Origin of the sequence: Formosa algae (assembly GCF_001439665.1) — a bacterium.
GTDB classification, from domain to species: Bacteria; Bacteroidota; Bacteroidia; order Flavobacteriales; family Flavobacteriaceae; genus Formosa; species Formosa algae.
On sequence record NZ_LMAK01000067.1, the window covers coordinates 198,085 to 219,844 of the forward strand.

Below are 21,760 nucleotides of genomic sequence, written 5' to 3' on the forward strand. Positions count from 1 at the left end.
TTACCTTGCCATAGAAATTTACATATTTGCATGAAAACTATTGCCTTTTTTAATTTAGAAAATTTATTCGACATCACCAACGATCCTAATATAAACGATAATGATTTTTTATCGACATCGGATAAGCGCTGGAACTTAAAACGATACGAAAACAAATTGTTTAAATTAGGCTTTGCAATCTCTAACATTGGAAAGCAGGAAACAGAAACTCATCCTGCTATAGTAGGTGTTGCAGAAGTAGAAAATGCTAAAGTGCTTCAAGATCTTTTAGATTCTGAAAATTTAAAAGACATCCCTTACAGTTTTGTACATTACGATTCTCCAGATGAGCGTGGTATTGATGTGGCTTTAATTTATGATACAACACAATTTGAAGTTACAGATTCTGCGCCATATTCTATTATGTTGTTTGATGATAATGGCCTTGCAGATTATACCAGAGATATTTTACGTGTTTCCGGTGTTTTTAATGGTGAACCTATGCATTTTTTAGTGAACCATTGGCCTTCAAAAAATGAAGAATCCAATGCACCTAAACGTATGGAAGTCTCTAATAAAGCCACTGAAATTATTGAAGGTTTAAAAGCAGAAAATCCCGATGCAAAGATTATAGTGATGGGCGATTTTAACGATAATTCTGCCAGTGAAAGTGTACAGGCTTTAGTAAATAATAATGCGCTTTTTAATCCGATGGAAAGTTTAACGTCTTACAATCGCGGAAGTATTAATTATAGATTTAAATGGGATGTGTTCGATCAATTTATGTTAACACATAATTTTCTAGACCATAAGCCGGGCACACATAATTTCCAAACCGCAGATATTTTTGATGCCGATTTCTTAAAACAATATAAAGGAAAATATAAAGGACAGCCCTTTAGAACCTACGTCGGAAAAACATACAAAGGTGGGTATAGTGACCATTTTCCAGTCTATTTATTGTTAAGAGACGTTCCCAAAGCCGTATAATTTACTTTTCTGTTAACACTCTAAAATCATCTAATTGGTAAGAGCCATCTAGAGCTTCGTTTGTGCCAGAACCTGTAACTTTAAAGGCGATATAAAGTGTCCCGGAATACATAGATAAATCTATTAATCCTGAATCTTTAAAGGCATACCATTCATCATATTTAGTGGGAACTTTTGCGTCTATTTCGGTCCAAGTTGCATTAAGCACATCTGTACCATTAAAATCTGTAGAGATTAAAACATCGACAGTATTTCGCACAGAATCTAAATGATGTTGAGCCATTTTAAAGTTTAGTAATGCGTTCATATTGTCATCTACAAATATACCTGGAGAAATTAACCACGCCACATTAGAGGTATCGTTAGCACCAAAAGTTCCAAATTCTGCATACCCATTTTTACTATAAATTTGTTCGGTCCACAAGACTTGACCGCGTTCAGAAAAGTTAATCCAACCTTCGGTATCTAAAATAGCATCATCAGTAGCGTCATTGAATGTTTCTTCAAAAATCACGGTAAAATCATCTGCATTTAATGGTGTACAGCGCGAATCTGTAAATTCTACATCATCTGTATCATTTAAAACCAACACAAAATCGTCTCCGCCATAACTTTTAGAAATTAAACCTTTTATAATGCCATTTTCAGCAGGCAAAATTTCATTTTTAAAAGCAGCAAACGAGCTTGTTTCTAAAATAAATTCCTCGTAACTAAAACCTTCACAACGTTGAATTTTACGCTGTGTATCAAAATCATCTATAGCATTAAAATACGATTGCCCTACTAAATGTTCCGGAAACTCTACATTATGAATTTCGACAAACATTCCAATATAATTTTCATTAATATCTGAAAAATTGAGTTCTAATGGCACAATCTCTAAAGTTTCTGAAGTCCGAAACATATGCGTTTTTATCTGATGTTCTGTAAGCACATCTACCCGACTGCCATCTTCAGCCCCACCAATGGCTAAAATTTCTGAAGCCGTTTCTCCCAAATATAAATCTTGTAATACAATATAAACTTCACGACCCAAATTAAACTGATTATACGAATCGACTTGATTTAAGATTATATTTATAGCTGATGTTGGCTGACTTGGTTGATCTTGAAGATAGATTTCTTTATAAAAATTTCCCGTTTTATCTGACGACGTTACATACCCTTTCACCACACTATTTGAGGCAAATTGCACAACTTCACCAGCCACAAATTGTTCTTTTAAAGCTTCTATAGAGATTTCTTTAAACGTACCGTTTTTAAGACCATCCTGAATTTGAATAACCTTGTCTTGCTCTGTTTCATTTAATTGATTAGGTACCGAAAAATCGTCATCTTGAACACAAGACACTAATATTGCCACAAGTAAAACACTCCAAATTTTATGTATATAATTTCTCCTTTTCATCCTTCAAAAATTTAATGTTTACTAAAATCTAATATTCACATTCGCAAAATATGTGGCACCTCTTCCGTACCAATATTTGGGTCCGAATACACGAATTGGATTTTCGTTATCTGCTTTTAACTCTCTATAGTTGGCATTCCGACCTTGTTCAAATCCGCCTGTTTTATATATATTATCTAAGACGTTATTAATGCTTACAAATAATCCGAGATAGTATTTATCGAGCTTCCACGACTTACCACCAATAAGATTTACTACGACATAATCATCAAACCGCTCTTGTTTTAAGAGTTGTTTTGCAACAACTTCATCGTAATCATTAAAGGGCAGCCCATCATCGTCTAAATAGAAATTAGAGGTTCTTGTTAACGGACTCACATCTACATAAGTATTTGTCATATAATTTACGGTAGCACCAAACCACCAATATTCGGGATCGCTATATTCAAAACCAAAAGAAAATGCTGCTTGTGGCCCACCTGCAACTTTATAGTTTTGAAGTTGAGCTTTGCCAAAATCTATAGAGCCATCTTGAGTAACAAAACTTGAAGAGGTTAAATACAAATTGGGATTATTGTTATAGGTATATTGACCAAAAGAGGCTGCACTTTTTAACTTAAACGAAGAAGTTATTTTTGCCTCAACACCTAATTCCAGACCAAAATGTAAGGTATTAACATTGTGTAACACTTCCTGTACAAATGCAGAAGTCTCGTTAAATTCGATTCCCGCAGATGTTAATCCATCTGCATAATAAAAACCGATTTCATTACTCCCACGTTTATCAATATAAAAACCTGTTAACTTAGAAGTGATTATTCGTGAACGATAAATATAACTTGCGTCTAAAGCCAAAATATGTTCTTCTGAAATGTCTTTAACTGTATTATTATTTTCTCTTGGATTAGAAAAGGAGTTTTTAATATTAGGCGCTCTACTTAAATATGCGGTATGAAAATTGACCACATGTTTGGCTGAAAATTTATAGGTAACACCGCCTTTTAAACCGTATCCGAAAAAATTTAAAGCCTCACTCTCACCTAGAGAATTGTCTTTAAAAGCTTCATTTTGAAACAATCCGTCCCGTTGATAATTTGTATGATTTACATGAAGTGCCACAAAATAATCCATGATTTTATGCTTGATTTGAATTTGAGCAAAGCCTGACATAACTTTAGCATACATGGTATAGTTATATTTTATTTTTCCACCTTTGCCTACTAATCTATTAGGATGTTGTAAATCGTATTGCCAACCATCAAAAGCATCTACATTTAAATAACTAGACGCTCCTAGAAGATCTTGAATTTCGGCAAAGTTATCAGATACTAATGATGAGTAATTAAGTGAACCACTAAATAACACGTGTTCATTAAACGTTGTATTTAGTATGGAATTTAGAGTGATTTGATTATCATCTGTCCGATCTTCATAGTGTACATATGCCGCTTCTAGCCCTTGGTTTGCATTAGTAATATTAGCATCGTACATGCGATTCCAATCCATTTGACCATTATGCTTAAATTCTTGTTCGGCAAGATAAGCGTTACCATAATCGGGACCAGAAGTATCGGCCAGATAGTAACTCGGGAGTTTCTGATAGTATGCTGGACTAGGGTTTCCACCGCCAGGATAATCCAACCGGCTATGCCCTTGTTTCCCGAAAGTATAACTGAGGTTTGTTTGAAGTTCTGTGTCTGAATTTATATTCCAAAAATGGCTGAGTATAAAAATAGGTTGGGCAACATCTTTAATTCTAGAATTTCGTTTTTCACCATTGTGATTGCCCCAATATTCATTATACTTTATATCTCTTAAATCGAATACTTCTTGAGTATTTGGCGACGATTTTCCGCGCCGATTAGGCGTATAAAATCCTGTGAAATTTAAACTTTGAGTTGCATTTAGTTGTTTTTCAACAGTTACAAAAAACGAATTAGCATCGTAAAATGTAGCATCTTGATACCCTTCATTTCCCCAACGCCTACCAATAGACAAGGCATAAGCCCAACCATTCTTAATTAAGCCTGAGGCATAACTTGCCATCAATCGGTTTGCATAACTCCTGTTGGAAGAGGTATAGGTTAATCTTCCGCCAGTGCGGTATTTAGAAGCGCGTGTACTGATATTAGTTGTGCCTAAAACACCTCCAAAATTAAGCGTAGAAGCTGCTAAACCATAACTAAACTCCTGATTTCTTAAGACATCATTTATACCTCCCCAATTACTCCATTGCATTCTTCCGTTAAACAAAGTGTTCATTTCTATGCCGTTTATTAAAAGTTTACCTTCACTAGAGTCTAAACCACGTATTTTAAAAAATGAACTACTAAATTCAAAAGCAGCAGTACGCTGGAAAACATCTTTGGTGGCTTGTAATAACCCTGAAATATTATCGGCTGCACTTGTATCGTCATTTAACTCATCATCAGATAATACAATAGTGTATAAATCTTTATTTGCAGTCTTATCTACCCGCAAAAACATATCGTCTATATGCAACGACTCGCCTGTATTAATAATTATAGGGTACCGTTTATCTAGATAACCAGGTTTAGAAATTTTTAAAATCTGATCGCCTAACAAATCAATATCTATTAATTTAAATAGTCCCAAACTATCTGTTTCAGCAGCTAGGTTAGTACCTTCTATTGATATAGAAACGTGATGAAGTGGCTGTAAAGACATGGCATCTTTAACGCTTCCAGATATGTGTTGTTTCTGAGAAAAAACACATTGGAAAAACCATAAAAAACAGAGTATTGCTAGAATATAACGCTTCATAGAACAAAATTAAAATCTACAATTTTCTAGCTATCAATAACTTAAGGAGTTTTAAATTAAAAAATTTATTTTTAAAAACCTATATTTAAGAATAAATTATTTTTATGAAAACATATTTTAAGAGGTTTTTATGGGTACTTTGTTTAATGCAGATAATAGCTATTTATGCCCAAGATCGAGAATTTACAATACATACTGTAGCCTTTTATAATCTTGAAAACATGTTTGATGCAGAAGATGACCCCATAACATTTGACCAAAGTAGTCCGATAATGGAATTGGCAGAAAATCGTACAATTATTTATGCTAAAAAAACAAGAAACATGGCCCGAGTAATTTCTGAGATTGGTTTAGAAATTACGCATAATACACCTGTAATTTTAGGCGTATGTGAGGTAGAAAACCGTGGTGTTCTAGAAGATATTATTAACGATTCGTTATTGGTAGATCGAGATTATGGCATAATTCATTTTAATTCGCCAGATCGTCGCGGTATTGATGTTGGATTGCTATATCAGAAAAAATTATTTACGCCAACGGCGACATCTAATTACACGCTTCATTTAAAAGATGAAATAACAGGAAAACCAATTTATACCAGAGACCAATTAGTTGTAAGCGGACTTTTAGAAAACGATTTACTATTCATTATTGTAAACCATTGGCCATCCAGACGAGGTGGAGAGACTAAAAGTAATTCTAAACGTGTTGCTGCTGCTAAACTTAATAAGCACATTATAGATTCCTTGCAAACGGTAAATCCCTATGCTAAAATAATTAGTATGGGCGATTTTAATGATGACCCTACAAACGATAGTTTTAAAGCGGTTTTAAAAACTAAAAAGCATAAAGCTGAAGTGGGTTTAAAAGGCTTATACAATCCCATGGAGCAACTTTATAGCAATGGCTTTGGTACAACAGCCTATCGCGACAAATGGAGCCTATTTGACCAGATTATAGTGAGTGATGCGCTCTTAGACAAGGATTTTAGTTCGTACAGGTTTTATAAAGCAGGTATTTTTAATGCTCAATATTTAATTACACAAACGGGAACATATAAAGGTTATCCTTTTAGAAGTTTTGGATACGAAGGATTTACTGATGGATTTAGTGACCATTTCCCGGTTTATATCTATTTAATTAGAGAGAAATAAACATAAAAAAAGCGACTAAAAAGTCGCTTTATATATTATTATATGCCTAACCACATATGCCATGGAATTCTAGATAACAAGAGAATTAAACCAATGGTATAAAATATAGAAATGGTTTTAAATTTAGCATTAGACGATAATTTCGCTTTGTGTTTAGAATATCCCATTGTAATGAATACTAATGCGATAATATTAATAACCGGATGTTCTACTAAATACAATCTACTCGTTGCATCTTTCATAACTCCACCCATACCTAATTCACTAAACAAAGATAATCTTGGAGAAACCACATATAATATGATTCCGATTAATAATTGAATGTGAGATACAATTATGGTAAATAAAGCCAGTCTAAAATCTTTAGGCCCATATTCCTTTTTACCAACAAATTTAACTATACTATTAATTGTAGCGATAGTTAAAACGGCTAATACTAAAAAAGCCCAATAGGAATGTAAATTTAGAATGGTACTATACATGAATTTATAATTTTGTTTCAGGTTACAAAAATAGTGATTTTAATTCATTAAAAAAGCGCTTCAATTGAAGCGCCTTAAAACTTTTATAAGAATAGATTTTTTACTCCCATATATTTTCTGCGGGTTCACCTCCCCAAATTAAAGTAGCAATGTATGGATTATCAATAAACGGGTTTCTATTACCTTGAGCTGCATATATAACATTATTACGTTGTTTTTCAAACTCCGATACTGGATCTGCGATATTCCAAGCTAAAAACAGTTCCAAACTACCAACCTTAGTGAAAGTCTCACCGTAACGAATATTTAAATACATAACCATTCTAGCAACATCTCCTCTCCAATCATCACCTGGATAATACGTGTTATCTATTAATTGATTACTTCCAGATCCATCTACATAGGAGTAATTACTTCTCTGGCTGTTTACTGTTGCATCTGCAGTTCTTAAATGGTGTAAATCTGTAACAGCAGTTTCTGAAGACAATTTAGATTGTGGGTAAATATGCTCTGTATTAAACGTTTGTGGCGAATAACTATTTGTTCCAGAAGTATATTCTTCCCAATATCTACTTTCACCAGTATACATTAAAATAACATTATCTTGATTTGTTAAATCTGCATCTGCATTATATAAGTATAGATGTCTTTGTGTGTAGGTAAGTATAGTGGTATGCATCTCTATTGTATGAGTAGAAATTTCCTCGAACATTAAATCACTATCTTCTGTAAAAATAACACCATTATAATAATCTCCTAAAGATGAAGAAATATTAAAATTTAAAGTTGCTACTACATTTATAGTTACTGTTGCTGTAGCACATTCTTGTACATCATCATCATCACAAATAGTATATGTAAAGGTATCTTCTCCAATAAAACCATTTGTAGCAGTGTAAGTAATTGTATTGTCTTCATTTATAACAACCGTTCCGAGTGTTAAAGTTGTGTCTACAGATTCTAACGTTGCGCCATCAATAATAGAATCATTGTTTAAGAATTCATCAAGTATAGTCACTGAATTCTCTATAACGACAAACTCATCATCTACAGCAATTGCTGTGCCTTCATCGGTGACGGTAACGGTTACAATTCCCGTCACACAATTTGGAGAACTAAATCCATCACAAATGGTGTATGTAAATGTATCTGTACCTGTAAAATTATCTGCAGGTGTATAGGTCAATTTATCAAATAACTCCGTGATTATGGCCCCTTGATTAGACGTTGAATCGAAATCTGACAGTGTAGCATTATTTAATAGCGTATCATTACTTAATACACTAATAGTTACTGCTGTATTTTCTAGTGTACTTACAGCATCATTAACTGCAATAGGAAGTTCGGTAGTTAAACCATCATCGCTACTGCTGCAAGTAAAAAATAATACGAATAAAAATAAGTATGAATATTTCATAATAAGAATTTAAGTAAAAAAACCATGTATTTCTACATGGTTTTTTACTTATTATAAGTTGAAAATTGGATTATTCATTAATTACCCAAACTCCGTCTGTTTTTATTAAAGACATACTTTCGGTAGTATTAGAACCATTATAGATGTCGTAAGTCATTAAATATTTTTGATCATCAGCAGCCGTTGGATCATTATAGTCTAATAAGATTCCCATTGCAGTTTCAATCATTTCTAAGCTCCAATATGCAGAATTACCTTCTCTTCTATCAAAGTTACCATAGTTACCCATACTAGAAGCAGGAGTTTCATAACCTGAAACAGAAGATAATTGAGATGACATATATGTATAGTCTGCAGAAACTAATGTGTAAGTTATCGTATTATCAGGAACCCAAGTTGTACCGTCATGACCAAATTGTAATGTTGAAGAAATAACAGATGAAACTGCATTCCAAGATGTACCATCAAAAGTATAAGGTACTAAATTCATCTCGTTATCAGCTCCGCTTACATATAACTCATACATAGTTACTACACTATCTCCTTCCATTGCGTAAGGATATAATGATTTTAAGTATATAGAGATATTGAATTCTGCTACATCCTCGTTTGAGAAGTTAGCATAACTTTGATCCATTGCGATATAATCATCATAAGCAAACTCAAGAATCATTTCCCAAGAATCTAACATTACAAAACTATTTGTTACTTCAGTAGTAGAACCTGACGCATAGTATAAATAAGTTAATTCAACTAAATCACCTCTTACTGCATCTGGGTATTTGTACATAAGTAATGTAGTCATATCTCCATCACTATCAAAGTTACCATAAGAGAAACCTAATGTAGCGTAATCATCTTCTGTTACTGTGTAAGCAGTTGTAGATTTGATGCTGTTTGATTTATATAAATCATAAGTTACAAATGCTGAAGATCCTTTTCCCCAAATTGGGTAAGTATCTGATAAGAATCCAGGAATTAATTCTTTTGCTTGATCATCTGAATCGAATGTTCCATAGGTTAATCCTAAAGCGTCATAATCGTCATCAACTAAAGTGTATTCCACACTCCCAACGATTGGATTATCAACACTATCAAGGTCGTTATAAATATCTTCCATAGGATCACAACTCGTGAACATTGCGCCTACAGCTACTAATAAAAATACTAATTTTTTCATTCTATTTTTTTTTAAAAGTTAAGCTTAGCTCCAATACTAAACGTTCTACCTGCACCGTAATATACAAGAGCTGTGCTAGATGTAGAACCAGTACCATCGTTAGCATCAGATACGTACTCTACATTAAAGATGTTGTTCATTCTTCCTAATAAACGTACATCGAATGGTCCCATATCAAAGTTGTGAGATAAACCTAAATCGAATAATGAGTAAGCTGGAACTTTCCATGCATCTGGAGCACCTTCTGTACCTCTATCACTAGGGTCAAAATTTGCGTATAAGTTATCGTAGAAGTTATAATCTAACATTAAGTTAGTGTTTTCCATGATTTCATAGTTAGCACCTAAAGCAAAAGTTGTTTGAGCAGCATCACCAACATGTAAATCTTCAATATATAAATCTACAGTTTGAATTAATTCTTGTTCTTCGTTATAAATTTCAACACCTTCTAGGTTGTTATCCCATCTCCAGTCTCCTAAAGACATCATACCTGTAAGTCTTAATTTATCTGTTGGTCTGTATGTGAAGTCAACTTCTATACCTTGGTGAATTGCATTTACCCCTAAAAGGTTAGCTGTTGCGTTTGTACCATCACTTTCTGTATATGTATATGTTTCAGTTCTATCATTCCATGATGTTCTGTATAAGTTAATGTTAGCAGATAATTTTTGAGATCTGTAACCATAACCTAATTCCATACTAAAGATTTTTTGGTTTTCAGCATCTGGGTTAATGTTTTCGTTATCGTAACCAATAAATACACCATCAAAACCAGCTGCTTTTTCGAAGTAACCAATGTTAGCAAAAACATTGTGATTGTCTGTTAAGTTGTAATTTGCACCCCCTTTAGCCATATAACCAAAAAAGTCGTACCAGTCTGTTTCTTGATCTGGATCGCTATCTAAATAGTTAAAGTAGTCGATACGCTTGTAAGATGTATTAGATCCTGAAAGTGATACGAAAGCAGAAAGATCATCTTTAGAATATTCTAATTGACCGAAAACACCTAACCAGTTTACTAAACCATCATTATAGTAAGACCATTTATCTCCTACTTTGTAAGTTGCATTAGGGTTATTTACATCTGCATCATCTGCATAAAACTGACCTCCTAATAAGTCTGTTACTTCAGAGAAGTGAATTCCTTTGTAAGTTCTTAAATCTACACCTCCAATTAATACGATATCTTCTGTAATTTGAGTATCTAAGGTAGATAATAAACCGTACCAGTTGTGGTCGTTACGAGACGCTCTTAAAATAGTTTCTGAACCATAAGCTCCTAGTGCTTCATTTTCGTCTACAATTTTATCGAAATCTATAGGACCATATAATCCAGTTCTGTAGTCACTAACACCATCTGTACCAAGACCGAATTTGTTAGTTCCAGAGTAACCACCTCCACCACCAGATCCGAATGATGCGTATAATACTGTAGATAATGTTGTTTTATCTGAAATATCCCAATAGTGATTTAAAGATATTTGTGGTTTGTGGTAAAAGTTATCTTCTTGGTGAGTTACCTGACCATTTTTATAACCCCAGTCCGCGTTAAAACGTTTTCCGCTATCTGTTGCTCTATATGTAGAGATTAATTGTCTGTTTTGTCTTTGTCCGTGACGTTGAGTCGCTCCAAAAGCAGTAAAAGCTAATTTGTGATCTTCACCAATTTGCTTAGAAATGTTTACGAAGTAAGATACGGCGTTAAATTCTGTACCATCTACATATCCATTACCATCTGTTTTATAAGCAGAAACTGTAGCAGCAAAACCATTATCCATTAAACCTGTAGAATATGTTGCTCCGAATTTTAAGTATCCATCGTTACCAATAGAAGTACCTACAGAACCACCTTCTTCAATATCAGTAGTTTTAGAGATAATGTTAATTGTACCTCCAATAGAAGGAACCGCTACTTTAGAAGCACCTAAACCACGTTGTACTTGCATAGAACTAGTTACGTCAGCAAGACCTGCCCAGTTACTCCAGTAAACAGCACCGTTTTCCATGTCGTTTACAGGTACACCATTAATCATAACAGCTACGTTGTCTGATTCAAAACCTCTTAAGTTAATACGACCATCACCAAAACCACCTCCGGATTTAGTTGCGTAAACTCCAGGCGTTGATTTTAAAATTTCTGGAAATTCTTGAGTTCCTAATTTTAATTCAATTTCTTCTGATCTAATTGTAGAAACAGCAACAGGAGTTTTTCTGTCTACTGCTACAGAAGCAATAATTTGAACTTCATCTAACCCAAATTCGCTAGATTCTAAAACAATTTTACCTAAATCTACATTCCCGTTTACAGGAATTTCTTTAGATAAATAACCGATGTAAGATACAACTATTACAGCATCTGTTTTACTTGTCTGTAAAGTAAACTTTCCATCGAAATCACTTGAAACACCATTTTTAGTTCCTTTTTCCACGACGTTAACGCCAGGTAAAGGCAAGTTGGAATCAGGATCTACTGTAGTTCCTGTAACAATACTTTGAGCGAAAGACACAGTACTACAGACCATGATAATTGCAAAAAATAAGTTTTTTGAAATGTTCTTCATTTTTGTTATTTGAGATTAATTTTACATGTGCAAAAATAGACCTATTTACTAATCTATTATTACGTAAATGTTAAGGTTTTTAACAGAATGCAATGTACTGATAATCTAACAAATAAAAAAAACGAAGAACTTTTGGAAGAAAATTTGCGTCTTTACAATTTATTGACGCTCTTTTTTATAATAATTTAAAAGATTAAGAGTAGAGCTGTCATGTTCGTAATTTTCGACATCATCAAACTCTTTTAAAATTTTATTAGCAAGCTGTTTTCCTAGCTCTACACCCCACTGATCGTAGCTAAAAATGTTCCAAATCACTCCTTGCACAAAGATTTTATGCTCGTACATAGCAATTAACTTCCCTAAACTTGCTGGTGTAAGCTTCTTTATAAATATAGTATTTGTAGGTTTATTCCCCTCAAATACTTTAAACGGAAGTAATTTAGCTTGCTCTGTTTCAGATAAATTTTGCGATGCCATTTCTGCTAAAACCTCAGCTTTCGTTTTTCCATTAAGCAAAGCTTCTGGTTGCGCTAAGAAATTAGACATTAATTTATCTTGATGATCTGCATTACCATGTAAAGATTCTGCATACCCAATAAAATCTGCTGGAATTAATTTTGTTCCTTGGTGAATTAACTGAAAAAAGGCGTGTTGTGAGTTTGTTCCTGGTTCTCCCCATATTAAGGTACCTGTTTGGTAATTTACACGATCTCCATTTCGGTCTACGCTTTTACCATTACTTTCCATAATCCCTTGCTGAAGATAGGTAGCGAATTGTGTTAAATATTGGCTATACCCTATTACAGCTTCACTCTCTGCTTTAAAGAAGTTGTTATACCACACACTAATTAAAGCTAAAACAACAGGGATATTTTTATCGAAATCTGTAGTTTTAAAATGCTCGTCCATATCGTGAGCTCCTTCTAATAAACTTTCAAAGTTTTTATAACCTACGGCTAAACTAATGGTTAAGCCTACAGCACTCCATAAGGAAAAACGTCCTCCAACCCAGTTCCACATAGGAAAAATGTTAGCTTCGTTAATTCCGAACTCTTTTACTTTTTCAATATTAGTAGAAACAGCTACAAAATGACTCGCAACAGCATCTTGATTTGCATGCTCTAAAAACCAAGCGCGTAATGTATTTGCATTAGATAATGTTTCTTGAGTTGTAAAGGTTTTAGAGACCACAACAAACAATGTTGTTTCTGGATCTAACACTTTAATAACTTCGTTAACATGATCTCCATCTACATTACTTACAAAATGTGTAGTTAAATGGTTTTTGTAAAACTGTAAAGATTCTACCACCATGGCTGGACCAAGATCAGAACCACCAATTCCAATGTTTACAACATCTGTAAATGGTTTCCCTGTAAATCCTTTTAATTCGCCACTAACGACTTTATTTGTAAACGCCTCTATTTCTCCTTTTACACGATATATTTCCGGCATTACATCTTCGCCATCTACCATAACTTTGGCAGATTTTGGAGCTCTTAAAGCCGTATGTAATACTTCTCTTCCTTCTGTTTCATTAATAACATCTCCAGAAAAATAACCTACCATAGCATCTTTTAACTTCACCTCATCTGCTAATTGAAGCAAATATTTCATGGTTTCTTCTGTCAGTCTATTTTTTGAAAAGTCTACATAAAAGTCGTCCCAGATAATGGTGTTTTTACTTGCGCGATCAGGATCGTTAGCAAATAATTCTTTCATGTGTGTATTTTGGATGTCTTCAAAATGTTTTTGAAGATTTTTCCATGCATTTGTTGTTGTTGGGTTAATTGTTGGTAAGGCCATAGTTAATATGCTTGTGTTATTAAATTTTGCTCTTCTTGTAGTTTATTATCTTCAGAGAACTTTATTGCGTCCATTTGGATTTTAATAGGCTTAATATACTTTAAATATTTCTCTTTTAAGTCTTCAGAAATAGGTTCTGCAGCTGGTAATTTTTGTTTAAAAGGATCTACTTGTTCTCCATTTTTCCAGAAACGGTAACACACATGCGGACCAGAGGTATTTCCTGTCATTCCAACCCAACCAATAACATCTCCTTGTTTTACAAAATCTCCAACTTTAACTTTTCGTTTTTGCATATGGAGATACTGTGTTTCGTAAACTTTATTATGACGAATTTTCACATAATTACCGTTTCCTCCAGTGTAACTTGATTTAGTAACTTTACCGTTTGCTGTCGCTACAATTGGTGTTCCTATATTAGCAGCGAAATCCGTTCCTTTATGCGGGCGCACTCTGTTTCCATATAAAGCAATACGCCTGTTTAAATTAAAACGAGACGAAATACGCTTATACTCTACTGGTGCTTTTAAGAAGGCACGACGTAATGTTTTAGCCTGATCGTTATAAAAATCTGTAGTACCAAGAACGGTATCTGTTTCAAATTCGAAAGCGTAAAACGGTTCAGTGTTATGCTCAAAATAAGCGGCTTTAATTTTATCTATTCCGGCGTAAATGGTATCGTCTATATATTTATCTGTGTAAATAACTTTAAAACGATCGCCTTTTTGAAGTCTTGTAAAATCTATAGTCCACGCGTAAATGTCTGACATTTTATAAGCTAAAATTAAACTTAGACCATCATCGGCTAAAGTTTGAGAAATATTACTGTTAATAATTCCAGAATATTCCTTTTCTACATACTTAATAGGTTTTCTACTGGTATAAGCATGAATACTATCTTGAAAATTCACAACAACATATTCTTCTTTGTTTGGCTGATAAATGAAACATTTTGGAGTCTCTAAAGAATCTTTAGCACACAATAAGGTATATGGTTTACCGATTTGAATTTTTCTAATATCGAAACTGTCTTTTGCTTTTTCTGCAATTTGATAAATTTTAGAAAATCCTATATTGTTTCGTTCTAAAATATGTCCAAAACTATCTCCGGATTGTACGGTGTCACGTTTTACAATATATTCGTTTAAATTAAAACCAAATTCATAGACATCGGGAATAACGATCTCTTTTTCTGCGACAGCTAAATCTGTTTCTAATTGTTGTTTAGACTCATCTTTACAACTTGTTAAACCTAGTGCTGCTGTGAACATAATGACACAACCTTTCACCAATCTTCTCATTTTTGTTTGGTCCATAAAATCTGGAAAAGTATTTTCTTTTATTTTTTTTATTGATATGACGCTATTACACATCAAAACATCAGGCTATTCCTAACGTAAATTATCCTATAACAAACACAGATAATAGCAAAAATGTTGCACAAAGATTATGCCTATTTAGGAATTCTGCTAAATTAATAAATTAGTTGTGGTTACACAGTCCAAAACTGTTAATAAATATAGGGAAACAACTAATATTCTTATTTATTTTCCTGCAGATAAACAGAATTTAAAAGCATTTACTAATCCATAATAATATTAAATGGATGTATAAGTCCTTTAAAAGCCAATAAATCTGCTCTTAAAGATCCAACTGCTAAGTCTGCTTGTACCCGTAATGGTAATTTATTTTTATCGTTAGAGACCCAAAGCGTTAAACTTTCTTCTTCTTTAAACACACGGCCTGCCATAACATATGGTCTAAATTTTAAGGTTGCTACTTTACCAAATTCTGTTTCAATAACATCTTCTCCCAAATATTTTAATTTGAAGGCGTAGTTCTCTTCATCAAAAAACATATCGATAAGAACCTCATCATTTTTCTTAAGGCCTTTTATATCTAATTTATTACGTAAATAATAAAAAGTAGAGACCATGTCCTGAACATCAGGCTTAGTTGCTAAGGTTTTTTGGGCATTCTTCTTTTTGTTATGTACATGAGCTAAACGCTGAGATTGATCGAACTCTATTTCTATGTTTTTTATATGCCCACCTTCATCAATTTTTCTAATAAATTTATATGGCAAATAGCGCTCTTTATCTATAAACGTTTCATAACGATCTTCAACTTTAAAAAACCATTTTATTGGTCCTGTTGTCCAGCCTTTTCCTATAATATGATATACAGGCGTTCCTTTATAGTTATTATCTTTTACTTCTATTGTAGCATATCCGGCTTTAAAAAAACCGCTGTAACTCATTTCAAATTTAAACCATTCTCCTGCATCAAAAGCACTCTCGCTCTGCGCTTCTAGGTTAAAAGACACAGCACTAATTAAAACTAAAAAGAGAAACATTTTTTTCATACGCTTTTTAAATTGCAACTAAAGGATTTAATTATTTTAGTTGATATTAAACCACTTTATAACAATTTCTATTCCAAATGTATTAAAAGAAAAAATCTCTATCAAAATTTATAATCATGTTTTCGTTTTTAAATTATTATGAACATGTTAAACTTACACTTTTAACTGGTAATTAAGATGTTAAATAATTAGAACCAAAATCCTATATTTAAAAACCAAACACTTTCTTTTGTTTCTGGAGAAAACGAATATGTAGCTTCTATAGGCCCCAAAAAAGAATCCCAACCATAGCCAAGTGCGTAACCAGTATAATCTGGAGAAGTAAGCCATTCGCCTGAAGAAAAAAGATTATTTTCTATGTTTGCTAAGTTAGCAGATGCAGTAAGATGATGCTTCAGAGCAAACTCATAATCTATTTTAAAGGTGCTTTTCACAAAAGCATCTCCAGACACAGACAACCAATCGTAACCATAAAATGATTTAAAATTGTTAATTAAGTTCCCCCCATACCCTCCTAAAGTAAAGTTTAAAAATGGACTTTCATTTCCGCCAATACTAAATCCGCCTTCTGCTAAAAGCGAAGCTGAAAATTTATTACTCAATTTAAAGGCGTAACCAATATCTGCTTTTGCTATAGAAAACTGATCAAAATCTGTAGTATTAGATGTTGCATAAAAATACCAATGAAAATCTGCATTAAAATACACTCCATTTTTAGGAAAATATTTATTGTCGTAAGAATCGTAATTCACTTTTGCGAACCCACTATAATAACTACGATTCTCAAAAGTACTTTCAGAAGATTCCGGAGTATCTGTAATGGTTTCTGAAGAAATATTTAAATATTTATGTTCTGCTCCAAAACTAAGTGCCATATCATTTACAAACTGCGTTTGAATATAAAATTGATTTGTAATATCTCTTAACTCTATATCAATTTTATTAAGATCTGAATCCTCATCTCGTAATAAAATATCTGCAGAAACATTTCTGTTAAATTGATTAAATCGAGACCGTACTCCAATACTCCAATAGAATCCTTTATCAATATAATATTCGAAATTATAACGTAAATTATCACCTAAAACAAGATCAAAAGACATGACATCGTTATTCGTTAAAAGTCGTTTTGTAGTTACATTTACCAAAGCGGCACTTTTATATAAATCGTCGTAATGCAATGCTAGTTTTAAGGCTGTTTTCTTTGTGGTTTCTTTTACATGCGTAATTAAATCGTAACCTGGCTTATTTTTAGAAGGTCTTAAATCGTAAGTAAAATTATCGAAGTTACTTGTAGCAATTAAGTTATTTACACCACTAGAAAAATCGCTATACTTCACTTTACTATTGCTTTTTAATTTCAGTTTCCCTAGAATATAAGCACGTGTATATGTTTCATTTCCATGAATTTGAATGCCGTTAATAGAAATAGAATCTAAATGTTTTATTAAAGGCTGCTGTTTCCGGTGCGTGTGTTGTTTACTCACTACATCTTCTAGAGCTTCTATATTTTTATTGGCGGCTAAAACGCCATTTTTAATAATGTCTTCGCCTTGATCGAAAGAAATAACGTTAAAATTTGTAATATCTGGTTTAATATAGATGTCTGTTTTTTCTATTTTCTTGACCATATCACTCAGCGTCTTATAATTCTGAATTTGATATAAGATTTCTGTAGCCGATTTTAAATCTTTACTCTTAGATAATGCATCTTGAACATCTACACCAATAATTAAATCGACACCTTTGGCTTTCATTTCATCTAAAGGATAATTATTTACAACGCCACCGTCAATATACACACCGTCGTCTATAGTTACAGGTTGAAATAATGTTGGTAAAGCACCACTTGCCATTACAGCTTGTGCTAAATTCCCTTTATCTAAAAGTACCGCTTGTCCGGTTTCCATATTTGTAGTCATACAGAAAAACGGAATGGGTAATTCGTTAAAATCGGATATATTTTTTACATGTAATGTGAGTTCAGACAATAAGTTGAAGGTGTTTTGTCCGCGAGATAAAGCCGTTGGCAAACGTAATTTAAATCCATCGAACGGCAAGGTTAAGGCATAACGTTCAGAGTTCTCTCGCTCGTAATAGGTTTTAGCTTGGCGTGGAATATTATCGATAATAATATTATCAAAATTTACAGATTTAAAAATAGAGTCTATTTCTTTCCCGCTATAACCCGAAGCATAAAGCGAGCCAACAATAGCTCCCATACTTGTTCCAGAGACATAATCTATACGCACTCCCAAACTATCTATAACTTTAAGCACTCCAATATGTGCTAAACCTTTAGCACCACCACCACTTAATACAAGTCCAACTTTTAAGTCGTTAGTACGCCTGTCTTTTTGTTCTTGAGCCCGAACAAAAACACTCATTAAAAAAATACTTAAAAGTAAAATTACGCGCATGTAATTATGAGTTGTGATAATGGTTATATATTTTATTTGCTCTAGAAAATCCAACTACGGCTTCTAAATCTTTTAATGGTGCATTAGATATACGTTTTACCGATTTAAAATGACTTAATAATTCTACAATAGTTTTTTCTCCAATCCCCGGAATGGTTTCTAACTCTGTATTTAAAGCACTTTTACTTCGTCTATTTCTATGATGCTCTATCCCAAATCTATGTGCTTCGTTACGCAATTGCTGAATAATTTTCAGGGTTTCGCTTTTCTTATCTAAATACAATGGAATTGGATCGTCGGGATAAAACAGTTCTTCTAAACGTTTTGCAATTCCGATTATTGCAATTTTTCCGCGTAAACCTAAATCTTGTAATGCTTTTAATGCTGAAGACAACTGCCCTTTACCTCCATCTATAATAATAAGTTGTGGTAACGGCTGCTCTTCTTCTACCAAACGCTTATACCGTCTAAACACGACTTCTTCCATAGAAGCAAAATCATCTGGACCTTCAACAGTTTTTATATTAAAATGTCTATAATCTTTTTTACTAGGTTTTCCATCTTTAAACACCACACAAGCCGCCACTGGATGTGTCCCCTGAATATTCGAATTATCAAAACATTCTATATGTCTTGGTTCTACATGCAAACGCAAATCGGTTTTCATTTGCGCCATTATACGCGTTACATGCCTATCCGGATCGGTAATTTTAATTTGTTTAAAACGCTCCATTCGGTAATACTTTGCATTACGTAGGGACAAATCTAAAATACGTTTTTTGTCGCCTAATTGTGGCACGGTAACTCGAACTTCTTCACCTAAATTCACTTTAAAAGGTACATATATTTCTTTTGAATTAGAATGAAAACGCTGACGAATTTCTGTTATTGCTAATTCTAATAAATGTTTATCTGTTTCATCTAGTTTTTTCTTAACCTCGAGCGTATGAGACCGAATAATAGATCCGTAAGAAATCTGAAGAAAATTAATATATCCAAAGCTTTCATCGCTCATAATAGAAAACACATCTACATTGCTAATTTTAGGATTAATAATTGTAGATTTTGCTTGATAGTTTTCTAAAACTTCAATTTTGTCTTTGACTTTCTGAGCCGCTTCAAAATTTAAATCGGCAGCTAAGTGTTTCATCTGATTTTTAAACTGAGACAAAGAATCTTTAAAATTTCCTTTTAAAATCTCGCGAATAGCAATAATATTTTTATCGTATTCTTCAACCGATTCGAAATCTTCGCAAGGCCCTTTACAATTTCCTAAATGATATTCTAAACAAACTTTATATTTACCCGATTCTATTTTAGCTTCAGACAAATCGTAATTACACGTTCTTAACGGATACACGCCTTTTATTAAATCTAAAAGGGTATGAATGGTTTTAAAATTTGTGTATGGCCCAAAATATTCAGAGCCATCTTTTATCACTCTTCGGGTAGAAAACACTCTAGGAAAACGTTCTTTTTTAATACAAATCCACGGATATGTTTTATCGTCTTTAAGCAGAACATTATACCGTGGCTGATGTTTTTTAATAAGATTATTTTCCAACAACAACGCATCGGTTTCTGTCTCGACTACAATATGCTTAATTTCTACAATCTTTTTTACAAGGACTCTAGTCTTTCCGCTATCGTGATTTTTGGTAAAATAAGACGACACACGCTTTTTTAAGTTTTTGGCTTTTCCCACGTAAATAATGGCACCATTCGCATCAAAATATTGGTACACACCTGGCGAACTAGGTAAGGTTTTTAACTTAAGTTGTAAAGCGGTTTCATCCATAAATCAAATATACTATAACAATATTAAAACCCATTTTCATTGTATAAATTTTAGCATATTATATGGTACTTTTTATTCAACATTAAATATCTTTCGCCCTTTTAACACCAACATGGATAAACGAAATATAGGTCGGGTAGATAAATTTGATTTTCCTAAATTAGATTTATATAATATAGATGTAAAAATAGATACAGGAGCATATACTTCTGCGATACATTGCTCCGAAATTAAAGAAGAAAACAACACCTTACGTTGTATATTTTACAGTAAAGGCCATCCTAATTTTAGTAGTGAAGAAGTGGTATTTACAGAATACACGTTTACTAACGTAAAAAGTAGTAACGGCATAAAAGAAAACAGATATAAAATAAAATCTGATGTAATAATTTTTGGTAAAACCTACAAGATCAACTTAACTTTAAGCACTAGAGACGATATGCGATTCCCTGTACTTATTGGAAGACAATTTTTAAAACGGAAATTTCTTGTCGATGTAGATCTTCAAAACTTATCATTTAATTTAAAAGGCTAATGAATATTGTAATTTTATCAAGAAACGCAGAACTATACTCTACAGACAGATTAGTTGTTGAAGGTGAAAAGCGTGGACACAAAATAGAGGTTATTGATCCTTTAAAATGCGACATTATCATAGAAAAAGAAAAACCTACGATTTACTATAAAAATCGTTACTTAGACTATGTAGATGCTATTATCCCACGTATTGGAGCTTCGGTTACCTTTTATGGTTGTGCCGTAGTGCGCCAATTTGAAATGATGAATGTATTTACCATTGTGACTTCAGATGCGATACAACGTTCTCGAGACAAACTAAGATCTTTACAACGCCTTAGTAAAGCAGGTATTGGTATGCCAAAAACGGTATTTACTAACTATTCTAGAGACGTAGAAGAAGTTATAAATCACGTTGGCGGAACACCTGTAATTATTAAATTATTAGAAGGAACGCAAGGTTTAGGTGTGGTTTTAGCCGAAACTAAAAATGCTGCAGAATCTGTCCTTGAAGCCTTTAATGGTTTACAAGCGCGTGTTATTGTTCAGGAATTTATTAAGGAAGCTAATGGTGCCGATTTGCGTGCTTTAATAGTAGACGGGCAAGTGGTTGGAGCTATGAAACGCCAAGGAAAAGAAGGCGAATTTAGATCTAATTTACACCGTGGTGGATCTGCCAATATTATAAAATTAGATGCTGCCGAGTTAAAATTAGCCATAAATGCCGCTGCCGCTTTAAAACTCCCAGTTTGTGGAGTAGACATGTTACAATCTGCACGCGGACCTTTATTATTAGAAGTAAATTCTACACCAGGTTTAGAAGGTATTGAAGGTGCTACAGGTAAAAATATTGCCAAAAACATCATTACTTTTATAGAAAGAAACGCTAAACGATAAAGC

General features: G+C 33.1%; 15 protein-coding genes. 4 read left to right on the plus strand and 11 right to left on the minus strand.

Features of this window, described 5'->3' with window-relative positions:
- Positions 1-30: 30 nt before the first annotated feature.
- Complete coding sequence (locus AST99_RS14875; protein ID WP_057783031.1) at positions 31-969, plus strand: endonuclease/exonuclease/phosphatase family protein; 939 nt, start codon at positions 31-33, stop codon at positions 967-969.
- A 1-nt stretch (position 970) separates the two neighbouring features.
- Here AST99_RS14875 and AST99_RS14880 read toward each other — a convergent pair whose 3' ends face one another.
- Positions 971-2,377, minus strand: a complete 1,407-nt coding sequence (locus tag AST99_RS14880; protein ID WP_057783033.1) for a DUF5689 domain-containing protein — start codon at positions 2,375-2,377, stop codon at positions 971-973.
- 21 nt (positions 2,378-2,398) lie between these two features.
- Entirely contained in the window at positions 2,399-5,161 is a 2,763-nt protein-coding gene (locus tag AST99_RS14885) for a peptidase associated domain and porin domain-containing protein (RefSeq protein WP_057783035.1), read from the minus strand.
- A 104-nt stretch (positions 5,162-5,265) separates the two neighbouring features.
- On the opposite strand from AST99_RS14885, the gene AST99_RS14890 reads away from it, so the two are divergent.
- On the plus strand, positions 5,266-6,315 hold the full coding sequence (locus tag AST99_RS14890; protein ID WP_057783037.1) for an endonuclease/exonuclease/phosphatase family protein: 1,050 nt from the start codon (positions 5,266-5,268) through the stop codon (positions 6,313-6,315).
- Positions 6,316-6,353: 38 nt separating this feature from the next.
- Here the strand turns inward: AST99_RS14890 and AST99_RS14895 are convergent, their stop codons facing one another.
- The 9 genes from AST99_RS14895 to uvrC all read right to left on the minus strand — a co-directional run bounded on the left by AST99_RS14895 (position 6,354) and on the right by uvrC (position 20,344).
- Positions 6,354-6,797 carry a hypothetical protein gene (locus AST99_RS14895; RefSeq protein ID WP_057783039.1) on the minus strand — a complete coding sequence of 148 codons (444 nt, stop codon included), beginning with the start codon at positions 6,795-6,797 and terminating at the stop codon, positions 6,354-6,356.
- A 100-nt stretch (positions 6,798-6,897) separates the two neighbouring features.
- Positions 6,898-8,214 carry an endonuclease gene (locus AST99_RS14900; protein ID WP_057783041.1) on the minus strand — a complete coding sequence of 439 codons (1,317 nt, stop codon included), beginning with the start codon at positions 8,212-8,214 and terminating at the stop codon, positions 6,898-6,900.
- A gap of 70 nt (positions 8,215-8,284) precedes the next feature.
- Positions 8,285-9,394 (minus strand): hypothetical protein, encoded by a 1,110-nt coding sequence (locus AST99_RS14905; protein WP_057783043.1) that lies wholly within the window; start codon positions 9,392-9,394, stop codon positions 8,285-8,287.
- Positions 9,395-9,405: 11 nt separating this feature from the next.
- Positions 9,406-11,955 (minus strand): TonB-dependent receptor, encoded by a 2,550-nt coding sequence (locus AST99_RS14910; RefSeq protein ID WP_057783045.1) that lies wholly within the window; start codon positions 11,953-11,955, stop codon positions 9,406-9,408.
- Between the two features lie 159 nt (positions 11,956-12,114).
- Positions 12,115-13,761, minus strand: coding sequence for a glucose-6-phosphate isomerase (gene pgi, locus AST99_RS14915; protein WP_057783046.1), 1,647 nt, complete (start codon positions 13,759-13,761; stop codon positions 12,115-12,117).
- Positions 13,762-13,763: 2 nt separating this feature from the next.
- The gene (locus AST99_RS14920; protein ID WP_103190920.1) at positions 13,764-15,077 is read right to left on the minus strand and encodes a M23 family metallopeptidase; all 1,314 of its coding nucleotides are present in this window, start codon (positions 15,075-15,077) and stop codon (positions 13,764-13,766) included.
- Positions 15,078-15,343: 266 nt separating this feature from the next.
- Positions 15,344-16,126, minus strand: coding sequence for a DUF3108 domain-containing protein (locus AST99_RS14925; protein ID WP_057783048.1), 783 nt, complete (start codon positions 16,124-16,126; stop codon positions 15,344-15,346).
- A gap of 188 nt (positions 16,127-16,314) precedes the next feature.
- Entirely contained in the window at positions 16,315-18,546 is a 2,232-nt protein-coding gene (locus AST99_RS14930; protein WP_057783095.1) for a patatin-like phospholipase family protein, read from the minus strand.
- 4 nt (positions 18,547-18,550) lie between these two features.
- Positions 18,551-20,344, minus strand: a complete 1,794-nt coding sequence (gene uvrC / locus AST99_RS14935) for an excinuclease ABC subunit UvrC (RefSeq protein WP_057783050.1) — start codon at positions 20,342-20,344, stop codon at positions 18,551-18,553.
- 112 nt (positions 20,345-20,456) lie between these two features.
- Here uvrC and AST99_RS14940 point away from each other — a divergent pair, with 112 nt between their 5' ends.
- Both AST99_RS14940 and rimK read left to right on the plus strand, forming a co-directional pair.
- Entirely contained in the window at positions 20,457-20,879 is a 423-nt protein-coding gene (locus AST99_RS14940; protein WP_057783052.1) for an ATP-dependent zinc protease family protein, read from the plus strand.
- Positions 20,879-21,757 (plus strand): 30S ribosomal protein S6--L-glutamate ligase, encoded by an 879-nt coding sequence (rimK, locus tag AST99_RS14945; RefSeq protein ID WP_057783054.1) that lies wholly within the window; start codon positions 20,879-20,881, stop codon positions 21,755-21,757. The genes AST99_RS14940 and rimK overlap by 1 nt, the downstream gene beginning before the upstream one ends.
- Positions 21,758-21,760: the final 3 nt, after the last annotated feature.

Excerpts from the sequence above, each read along its gene's own strand:
- AST99_RS14875 (WP_057783031.1), top strand. The coding sequence starts at position 31 with ATGAAAACTATTGCCTTTTTTAATTTAGAAAATTTATTCGACATCACC.
- AST99_RS14880 (WP_057783033.1), bottom strand. The coding sequence starts at position 2,377 with ATGAAAAGGAGAAATTATATACATAAAATTTGGAGTGTTTTACTTGTG.
- AST99_RS14885 (WP_057783035.1), bottom strand. The coding sequence starts at position 5,161 with ATGAAGCGTTATATTCTAGCAATACTCTGTTTTTTATGGTTTTTCCAA.
- AST99_RS14890 (WP_057783037.1), top strand. The coding sequence starts at position 5,266 with ATGAAAACATATTTTAAGAGGTTTTTATGGGTACTTTGTTTAATGCAG.
- AST99_RS14895 (WP_057783039.1), bottom strand. The coding sequence starts at position 6,797 with ATGTATAGTACCATTCTAAATTTACATTCCTATTGGGCTTTTTTAGTA.
- AST99_RS14900 (WP_057783041.1), bottom strand. The coding sequence starts at position 8,214 with ATGAAATATTCATACTTATTTTTATTCGTATTATTTTTTACTTGCAGC.
- AST99_RS14905 (WP_057783043.1), bottom strand. The coding sequence starts at position 9,394 with ATGAAAAAATTAGTATTTTTATTAGTAGCTGTAGGCGCAATGTTCACG.
- AST99_RS14910 (WP_057783045.1), bottom strand. The coding sequence starts at position 11,955 with ATGAAGAACATTTCAAAAAACTTATTTTTTGCAATTATCATGGTCTGT.
- pgi (WP_057783046.1), bottom strand. The coding sequence starts at position 13,761 with ATGGCCTTACCAACAATTAACCCAACAACAACAAATGCATGGAAAAAT.
- AST99_RS14920 (WP_103190920.1), bottom strand. The coding sequence starts at position 15,077 with ATGGACCAAACAAAAATGAGAAGATTGGTGAAAGGTTGTGTCATTATG.
- AST99_RS14925 (WP_057783048.1), bottom strand. The coding sequence starts at position 16,126 with ATGAAAAAAATGTTTCTCTTTTTAGTTTTAATTAGTGCTGTGTCTTTT.
- AST99_RS14930 (WP_057783095.1), bottom strand. The coding sequence starts at position 18,546 with ATGCGCGTAATTTTACTTTTAAGTATTTTTTTAATGAGTGTTTTTGTT.
- uvrC (WP_057783050.1), bottom strand. The coding sequence starts at position 20,344 with ATGGATGAAACCGCTTTACAACTTAAGTTAAAAACCTTACCTAGTTCG.
- AST99_RS14940 (WP_057783052.1), top strand. The coding sequence starts at position 20,457 with ATGGATAAACGAAATATAGGTCGGGTAGATAAATTTGATTTTCCTAAA.
- rimK (WP_057783054.1), top strand. The coding sequence starts at position 20,879 with ATGAATATTGTAATTTTATCAAGAAACGCAGAACTATACTCTACAGAC.